This is a genomic window from uncultured Paraglaciecola sp. (genome assembly GCF_937123705.1).
Classification (GTDB): Bacteria; Pseudomonadota; Gammaproteobacteria; order Enterobacterales; family Alteromonadaceae; genus Paraglaciecola.
This window is the reverse complement of record NZ_CAKZKO010000203.1, coordinates 1-8,460: the sequence shown is the minus strand read 5'-3', so window position 1 is coordinate 8,460 and position 8,460 is coordinate 1. Positions and strand designations below refer to the sequence as shown.

The following is an 8,460-nucleotide window of genomic DNA, read 5'->3' as shown; positions in this document are numbered from 1 at the left end:
TTAATCGTGCCATTTGAACGAAGAAAGTTAACACCCTCTTCAAGCTCTTGTCGAAACTGCGCTAACCCGCCGGACTGAATAGCTTGCATATCCTCAAGTATGTCAGCCGGATCAAGGCCAAGCTGTTGAGCCTCTTGCGCTCGACTTTGAAGTGTTGGCAATAATCGCTCATCAGAGGTATTTGATAGCTCCAAAACTAAATCAGCCTCAAACTTTCTTTTGGCTTCGACATCTTCTCGATTATTAAGCACAGTCTGCCTTTGTTGGTCGACTGCCTGTTTTTTCTCCTGTAAGTCTAGCAACCGATTTCGCTGTATCGACTGACCTACGCCGCTAATCGTATTACCTAAACGATTAAGCTGTTGAGTTCCGCCTTGTGCAATTAAAGATTCAATCATTTATCCACCTATGCGAAATTGGAGAAGCGCTGACCATTATCAATAGTCCCAATACTTTCATTTGGTTTCGGCTTGCCCTTAAAAAGGCCGCCAATTCCATCACTCAATTTAGAGAAGGCGCCAGCAGATGAGAGGGTTGAGCCCAAGTCAATAATATTCCCCAGTCCTGCCGCCCTTGCATTGGCCGCGCCAATTTGACCCGCACCGAACGCACTTGCCGCACCAACCCTAGCATTAGCAATATTAGCATCTCGACTACCCCTAAGATTGATTAAGTTATTCGTATTTGTTGGGCTGGCGAAGGTAAGCAACCGATTAAGTGCGCGATCTTCTGCGCCAAAATCAGCATCACGCAAAGCCAAGAGTCGCTGGCCTGAAAGACTCTTACCTGTGGGCGAAAATTGCTTATTGACTGAGCTTATTGACTCGTCCAAATCCTGAGCAAAAACAGCATCATCCCTAACACTACCATTACCACTAATAACATCAAGCAAACGATTCGCCGCTATCGTTTCACCATCAATTCGAGGTTGCAGAAGATCGGCGCCAGCATCAAAAGAGCGATTAAACTGCCCTATATTTTGCTGGTTAGCCTGTTCTAACGCTTTGGCTGCTCTCTTAGCTGCTTTAGCCTGACTAGAACCTGTTAAGCTACTTAAAATGCCCATTATGTCACCGTATGAACTGTAGTACCGGAACCGTCGACCCATGGCGAGGTTAATGAGTTCCCCCCTCCCCAAAGCGTTCGGCCTGTTGTTGTGTTAATGACTTTCTTGCCTAAGAATTTATCGCGATTGGCCTGTGTTTCTTTTGCGAGTAGCTGTGCCGTTGTATATTCTGGCGTTTGAGAGGCGCGATCTAAATAGTTCGCTAACTCCTCACTGATTAAACCCTCTTCCGTCGAAACCGTGACCTTTCCAAGCGTGGTCATACGTCTGCCCGAATCAACCGAAAGGGCGCGTTAACACTGACCCTCCAATTAAGATAAACGCTATCCATGGCCTCGAATGAATCAAAATTTAGCCGCTTTAATGTTTGTCCCTGAGCGCCTAATGTCCTGCTCACCCAATTGCGCCAGTCCGCCCCCTCTGGTGCATAACGTAGCTGAAAATGCGCGTCTGGCTCGTTGATAGGAGTAATGCCCATCTCTGCAATAAAATCCACTGAATCTAATGAGTCGGTTTGGCCTAAAAATATCGGAGGTAATATTCCTTCTCGGATAATGGCGTCACCTGCGTCCGATCCGTGGTCAAGTTTCATTTCGTAGATAATACCGCTGCGATAGTCTGAAACTAAATTTCGACCATAAGCGTAAATATGGTGATTGGCGTAATGTCGACCGTAGTTCGATGTCCTCTCAAACCACCATTGCGTCGTAAAGTCGTAGCAAATCGTTAGATTAGCGAATGAAATCTGATAAAACGTGTGGCCTTCTTCAGAATAAATAAAGCCAACGCCATCGTTAACGGTGAAAAGTAATCCTAACTGATATTCTACCTCTGGCGTCGATATCGCAACGGGCTTTCCGCCTGTCGACGCATAGATACGACGATTAGGTGTGACCCAGCAAATATAATCCTCGTTAGAAGCTACAGATAATCGAGCACCACATCCAATATTATATTTCCCGTTGTTGTACGGGTTCATGGGAAAGGCCTCACCGCTCAAATACCACACCTCGGTCGTCTTTGTACCAAAAAGCCAGTGGTTGCCTTGGAATTGGTGGTTGGCGATATTGATATCAGGATCGCTCTCCCCTGTTGCAAAATCAAGCGCATCTAAGTCGGTTGCGTCCTGAAATGCCGATATAAAAAACTGCCCAGTGCCATCCTCAATAAATGAAATATACTGCCCTATAAACGCGCAAGACGATGAATTATTGTAGTCAAGGTCAGTTATTTGCGTTACTGCGCCTGTTGCGATTGTGTAAACATACCCATCGCCAATTGGCATAACAATCTGAGTGCCATTATCGTCGGCTTTTGGACTCACCCCTGCTGGCACGCTTCCCGTTTTCGCTGTAGCAGTGCCATCAGAACCAATCTCATAAAACGTTGTGCCTGCAAGAGCATATAGCACCCCGTCAACTTCATGCAGCATCCTAACGGGATCATCACTCACTGTAGAAAAGTGAGCCAACCCTGCTGTTCCTGCTATCGAAGCATTACTTAAATTGCCTTGGTGTATTTCGGGGTAGCAATTAACCAACATCGAAGGCGCTAAACGTCGGTTCCTGCCCTGAATACCGCTACCAATCAACGCTATCTGTGTCACTAGAAGTAATCCGCTTTAACAGGTTGACCACTAGACGGAATCTCTCTTTGACGTTCCAGTGTAGCCTGTCCTTGTAATGCGCTATCACGCAAAACAATCAATTTTTTAGGGGTAACTTTTCGGTTTCTCTGGGCTAATCGATAACCCAAAATATCCGTAACAGCTAGCTCCACGCGCACTGGGATGTCGTCCAACTCCCAATCGACCAGACTATCGGCTATCCACTCCTCATGGATCGCAGCGAGTAAATTATCAGCATGACTCACCACATTGCCATCGGGCGTGTTGTAGTCGTCGGCCTGCTCAGCTAAACGAAGCGCGTTATTACGGATATCTTGTTTTGTCGTCATAAATAAAAGGGGTCGTTTCCAACCCCTATCCTATTTAGTCGGCTGCTGCGCCAAAGTACCCTGTAACAACACCGTGATCCTTAAGATCGTCTGTGTCACCTGAGCCAGAGCCAAAGATCATTTTTTCAATACCTCTGATCTCTTCAACCGCTACGCCTACCTTATCGCCGTAATCAAACTCTTCTGTCTTAGAAGTCGTTTTCTTAGCCCAAGCAAAGCCAATCGCTTGAGCTCCACATAGATAAGCAGGCGATACAGGAGCGCTTGAAGCACCTACCGTACCCAGTGTAGCAATGTCGGGAATCTCTTTGATGATCACGCCATCATAGAGCAAATCCCCTGCGGTAAAGATAGGGTTATCTCTACCTCGCTGCCATGCTTCTCGGTTCGCTTGCTGAATCACAGTGTCCGCTTTTAAATCACGGAAACAGCGCGTATCAGTGTACAAAACAAACCAGCGCTCATCTTCCGATGTGCGGACGGGGCGTATCTTTGGTGATGCTGATAACGCCTTGCGACGCATTCTCGACACCTCCGCCGCGCCTAACGTCATAGCGGCAGTGACTAGCCCAAGGTCGGCGCTGTGATCAGTACCAGAGCCTACAGAGCCATCCCCAAACAACACCCGATCTACGTTATCGACCAACCAAGCGTCCTTTTGCCCTTCGGTCGCCGTTGCATACGCTACGCCATTTTTAGAGCCTAAAGCAGTAATGATCTGGTCACGGGTTTTTTCCATGATCCAATCCATTAACACTTCTTTGCCTGCGGATCGCAGTGAAATGGCTGAGAATTGCTCGTCCACTTCGGCGACCCGTACAGCGTTACGAAGCTTGTTAACAACCAGCTTAAATGAACGTGTGTCCATTTCCTCTTCGTTGCCTTCAAGTGTTGCAGAACCGACGACACCCGCTCCGCTCAAGCGATTAACGAGCGAGTAGGTTACAGAGTTGCCTTTCTTAACGGTTAAGTCGGTTTTTAACTGGATGATGTTGTTAGGAGATGTCCCCATCTCACGTTTAAAGCGATTAGCCTCAAGGTATTCCTTGAAGAATTTCGCGTCCCACTGCTGGACTGTTAAGCCCGTTGCTACTGTTGAATCTGTCATTGTAAAGTCCTCTGGGCGTCGTCTCGACGTGCCTATGGAGTTGCGTGTCTCACGACACTCGAACTAGCCCTATCGATTAAAGGTTGTCTCTAGCGGGTCTGCGACAGGTTGAGCGGCTGTTACGCTGCCCTCTGATCGCTGATTCGCTAATGAAGGTGTTAGCGTTGCTTCGAGCTTCGCCTTAGCATCTGCTTTTGCGTCAATCTCGCCTTTCTCAGAAAGTATTTCCGCTCGTAACTCCTCTCGAAGCTCTGCGCGAATTTTCTCCATGTGGCCAGGATCTTTTAACCGCTGCATTTCCAAATGATCGTCATACAACTTAAACGCATGACCATAGGGGTCAACATGGTTAACAACATCGTTCCCCAACCCTTTTTCAGCAATAAAACGCTCGACCTCTACCCATCTCGTATCGAAATCATCATGCTTCTGTCGGGCGTGATGTTCTGAAATGTTCGCTCGCTCGTTTATAATTGCCTGCTGTACATCGTTTCGGATGGTCTTAACAAAACCTTCTTGATCATCCAAAACATCCGGGGTTTTGTCTTCCTTGGGTTGAACCTGCTTTCTGAGTTGTTCAAGCTCGCGCTGTGCTGCTTGGCGCTTCTCTCGCTCGTCTAACAATGCCGCAATGGGTATTTTGTCCTCGCTTTGTGTCTCCGCTGGCGAGACATCTGGCTCCTTTTCGGGCGCCAATTCAGCCGTTGACTCCTCTGTTGTTGCCGATTGCTCGGTAGTCTCCTCGGCAGTCTCTACCTTGGGTTCTTCAACAGGATCATCATCTAAAAACGTTTCTAATTCACTCATTGCAATCGACCTCGCTGAGTCGTCCAGTAATCGACCGTACCGCGTCGTCCGGTTTGCCCTTCAACAGGCAATAAAAAAGGCCGCCGAAGTGACCTTGATTAATTCGTTGTGGATTTATATGGCCTCTCGACCCATCATCGCTAATTCGGTTTCTACCTGTGTTTGGTAGGCTTTAGTGCTATCTAGCTCTGCCTTGGCCTCATCTTTCGCTATCTGGGCAACGACGCCGCGCTGTTGTAGCTCGCCTCTAGCTTGATTGGCTTGCTGCGCCTCTGGTGATCCGCCTTGTAACCGCTCTAATATTCGGTCTTTATTGCGAATAGAGGACATTTCTATCAGCATTTCAAACGGCACTGCATCGGGGTTAGAGGAGGCAACGTTCGCCAACAGTTCAAATTGCTCAGCCTGAATATTCACAATATCCGGCACATCTTCTAGGATAATATCTAAACCTAAATCTGCTGTGGCATTCTCTACCTTAACAATCTGCTCTAGCCTTGGGTCGCCTTCTAGTTGAGCCACAATCTCTTCGCCGCCCTCCTCACTTAGCAGCATTTCTCGCGCTGTAATGGGTCGGTTTAGCGCAATGAATTTGACGTTCTTTTCGTCATCAGTCACCCTGATCCAGCGCTCCTCGTCCCAAAACTGCTTAACTCGATTCCAGCCCTGAATGTACATCCGTTTTTGCCAATCTCGCAACTGGTCAAGGATGGGCGTGACTTCTAACGTGGCACCGGCTTGGCGTGACTGTAAGGCTCGTCCAGACAGATTGCGCGGCTCGTCACCTGTGAGTGCAGGGTTGAGAATAGAGGATTGTGCGGAGTTCTTGGCGTCTTGTAGTAAGACCATTTGCCCTTGGGCTAAATCCCCTGTGTTGTTGACCAGAAATTCTTTCCCCGGATTAGTGACAATCACGCCATCCGCTTTGGCTGCCTCGCGGCGAGCAACATTGACATCCTCTACCGCGCCCTTTTCCATTTGAATCTGACGAGTGTTTAATAAGTGTAATGCCCTTGAGCGTCGAGCATTAATCTCACGCTGCAATGGCTTAATCTGCCTCACTAAGCCATAAGGGTTATTGTCTCGATCTAAAAAGCCTGTGACAGTTTCAATTGGGTTGCTGGGCTCACCATCATCGTCAAGATACGGCGAATCATGCGGCTCAACAATAAAGCCGCCGCCTGTAAATATGCAGCGCTTCCAACCATCCCGGTTAAAAAACATATCAATGATTTTGACGCGATTCCGGCCTTTGTCGTAATAACCATCTTCGGGTCTGTCCTTATGCACATCCATGTTTTCAGCGGTAAACTCAAACAGTCCGGGATCAGCATCTTTGTACTTACCTGGCGCATCCTCGGCATCCATCCAGATCGCCATTCCATCGTATTTCTTATCGATAGAATCCAAGTGCATTGAATGCGGGTCAATGAAATAACGGTCGTAAGGAATAAACGCCATTTTTATCTCAAACCTGTCGCCCTTCTTAACTACCTCTGTGATTCCGGCTGCCCTACCTTCGATGAAGGTATGCTCTGCAACACGGGTTTTAATCTTGTCAAACGTGTTGTTATCGGCAATAAACCTGAGCGCATCCGTAGCGGCTTCGGCTGCATTTTCATCACTAGGATTACGTGGAAACCCTTTAATATCCGTTCTTGACTTAATCTCTAGCCCAAGAAGAGAATCAATCACCGGCTTAACAACATTGTCGACCACAATAGGCTGCTTTCTACGTTTTAACTCTGCAATCTCTTCTGTTGTCCACTGCTTACCATCCCTGAAGTCTCTATCGCTCTGCGCTTCCATAACAGCGTCGTAAGACTGATCTGCGGCAGCTTGATACCACTGTTTTGCTGTTTCTAAATCAATCATATGAAACTAGACTCGTCATCGTCGTCGAACGACTTATCCCAACGATCAGGTTTAGCCGCTGCCTCTCTGGTGTTAATCGTGTTACCAATAATCTGATCTAATACCAAGCCAATTAGCGCGCACACATCAACAGCGTCATCGTGCTTACCTGCTGGAAATGCGCATAATTGATTGATCAAACGATCACCCCAATCTGAATACGGAATAAATATTTTGCCACTGGCTGCCCTCGCTCTAAACGATTGCGCCATTGCGGATTTGTTTGCTGTTCGTGCTATCCATTCAAAATGGCCGTAAACTTTGCGCTCTTGTGATCGCTTGTTCAGTAACGGCTCAATGGATTTCTGAATAACGCCCTTCTCGCCATAAGTGGTTAAAGGGTTATGCTCTGCTACCATGTTGAGCATTTCTTCAATCCAGACATCAGAGGTGGATTGATCAAAATACCAATCTAAAGCGTAAAGATTGTCGCCAGCATCAACACCCCAACAGCCAAACTCGGTAAAGTCGCCTTGACCTTCTGATACCGCATAATCCGTTGCAATGTACTTCTGTGTGTCGGGCGCATCGGTTAAATGAAAGCGCTTAAACCATTCTCGCTTAAAGAATGTGCCATCGTCGGGTGTTGGGTTTTGCTGGTAAAGACTATCCCACTCCCTCGGAGATTTTCTCGTCAGTGCTTTTTTGATCTTCTCTAGTCGAGCTATTGGGTATTTAGCTGGCCATAAAGCCTCGCCATCGTTGATAGCCGGTAGTGACAATACATCCCACTGATCAGCGCCTTGCTTCATATCCTCAAGCAGTCGGCCTGCTAGGTCGTCCTCATGCCATCGCGTCATGATCAACACGACCGCGCCCTGAAAGGGCTCTACCTCACCATCGAGAATGGTTTTTACTGGATCACGCCAAAGCTCATCAGGGTCTTGTTCGGTTACATCTCCTTCAAGCCGAGTGTAGGCCGTAGATAGATACCATTTGTAGGTCTTCTCCCGCATTAACTCAGAATCAGCGCTCTCCCTATCCTTGAATGGGTCATCAATCAGTAAAATGTGTGCGCCTCGGCCTGTGATCGCTGTACCAACACCAGCAGCAACATAACCTCCGCCTTTGTCCGTGTGCCAACGTCCGGCCGCTTTACTGTCTTGAGCCAGCTCAGTATTAAATAACCGGCTGTACTCTTCTTGGTCTACGATGTTTCTTACATCACGACCGAAATCGCTGGCTAATTCACTACCATAAGAAGCCGCAATAATAGAGCGCTCTGGATGCTTACCTAAAAACCATGCTGGAAAGCGCCTACTCGCTAACTCTGACTTACCGTGCCTTGGCGGCATGAATATCATTAACCGCTGTATCTCTCCCCTAGCCACTGACTCAAGCTTTGCCGCTATTTGTTGGTGATGGTCAGCCGGTATATACGTTCGCTCTGTAAAGCGAGCAAAGTCAATTAACTTACCTCTAGCCCTGCGACGCCTAAGTAGCTCCCTCGCTGCCGCCTGCGGCGATACGTTCGAGCTGCTCGTCTGATAGTTCGCCTGCCTCTCTAACATTCACCGTCCCGTTTATGTCTTTGACGTCTCGCCACTTATCTCTTTGCCGATTCTTGAGCCAGAAAATAGCCGCTGTGGTATCGGGAGGGTAATGCTTA

General features: G+C 47.8%; 9 protein-coding genes. All 9 read right to left on the bottom strand.

Translation table 11 applies throughout. The annotated features are described in order from the left end of the window. Nucleotides 1-398, bottom strand: a 398-nt coding sequence (locus tag Q0688_RS24930; RefSeq protein WP_299083828.1) for a hypothetical protein, incomplete at its 3' end; no start/stop codon positions are given. Nucleotides 399-406: 8 nt separating this feature from the next. Further along, nucleotides 407-1,066 (bottom strand): hypothetical protein, encoded by a 660-nt coding sequence (locus Q0688_RS24925; protein WP_299083820.1) that lies wholly within the window; start codon nt 1,064-1,066, stop codon nt 407-409. Then, complete coding sequence (locus tag Q0688_RS24920; RefSeq protein ID WP_299083817.1) at nt 1,066-1,329, bottom strand: hypothetical protein; 264 nt, start codon at nt 1,327-1,329, stop codon at nt 1,066-1,068. Before Q0688_RS24920 ends, Q0688_RS24925 begins: the two co-directional genes overlap by 1 nt. Then, nucleotides 1,326-2,672 (bottom strand): hypothetical protein, encoded by a 1,347-nt coding sequence (locus Q0688_RS24915; RefSeq protein ID WP_299083814.1) that lies wholly within the window; start codon nt 2,670-2,672, stop codon nt 1,326-1,328. Before Q0688_RS24915 ends, Q0688_RS24920 begins: the two co-directional genes overlap by 4 nt. Continuing rightward, complete coding sequence (locus tag Q0688_RS24910; RefSeq protein ID WP_299083811.1) at nt 2,672-3,022, bottom strand: hypothetical protein; 351 nt, start codon at nt 3,020-3,022, stop codon at nt 2,672-2,674. Before Q0688_RS24910 ends, Q0688_RS24915 begins: the two co-directional genes overlap by 1 nt. Before the next feature lie 34 nt (nt 3,023-3,056). Continuing rightward, on the bottom strand, nt 3,057-4,130 hold the full coding sequence (locus Q0688_RS24905) for a DUF4043 family protein (RefSeq protein WP_299083808.1): 1,074 nt from the start codon (nt 4,128-4,130) through the stop codon (nt 3,057-3,059). Nucleotides 4,131-4,199: 69 nt separating this feature from the next. Beyond that, nucleotides 4,200-4,937, bottom strand: coding sequence for a hypothetical protein (locus tag Q0688_RS24900; RefSeq protein WP_299083805.1), 738 nt, complete (start codon nt 4,935-4,937; stop codon nt 4,200-4,202). Nucleotides 4,938-5,051: 114 nt separating this feature from the next. Then, nucleotides 5,052-6,812 carry a hypothetical protein gene (locus Q0688_RS24895; RefSeq protein WP_299083802.1) on the bottom strand — a complete coding sequence of 587 codons (1,761 nt, stop codon included), beginning with the start codon at nt 6,810-6,812 and terminating at the stop codon, nt 5,052-5,054. After that, complete coding sequence (locus tag Q0688_RS24890; protein ID WP_299083799.1) at nt 6,809-8,362, bottom strand: terminase family protein; 1,554 nt, start codon at nt 8,360-8,362, stop codon at nt 6,809-6,811. The genes Q0688_RS24895 and Q0688_RS24890 overlap by 4 nt, the downstream gene beginning before the upstream one ends. Nucleotides 8,363-8,460: the final 98 nt, after the last annotated feature.

What these genes read in the sequence shown, in the direction of transcription:
- Q0688_RS24895 (WP_299083802.1), bottom strand. Translation starts at nt 6,812, where the DNA reads ATGATTGATTTAGAAACAGCAAAACAGTGGTATCAAGCTGCCGCAGAT.
- Q0688_RS24890 (WP_299083799.1), bottom strand. Translation starts at nt 8,362, where the DNA reads ATGTTAGAGAGGCAGGCGAACTATCAGACGAGCAGCTCGAACGTATCG.
- Q0688_RS24910 (WP_299083811.1), bottom strand. Translation starts at nt 3,022, where the DNA reads ATGACGACAAAACAAGATATCCGTAATAACGCGCTTCGTTTAGCTGAG.
- Q0688_RS24900 (WP_299083805.1), bottom strand. Translation starts at nt 4,937, where the DNA reads ATGAGTGAATTAGAAACGTTTTTAGATGATGATCCTGTTGAAGAACCC.
- Q0688_RS24925 (WP_299083820.1), bottom strand. Translation starts at nt 1,066, where the DNA reads ATGGGCATTTTAAGTAGCTTAACAGGTTCTAGTCAGGCTAAAGCAGCT.
- Q0688_RS24905 (WP_299083808.1), bottom strand. Translation starts at nt 4,130, where the DNA reads ATGACAGATTCAACAGTAGCAACGGGCTTAACAGTCCAGCAGTGGGAC.
- Q0688_RS24920 (WP_299083817.1), bottom strand. Translation starts at nt 1,329, where the DNA reads ATGACCACGCTTGGAAAGGTCACGGTTTCGACGGAAGAGGGTTTAATC.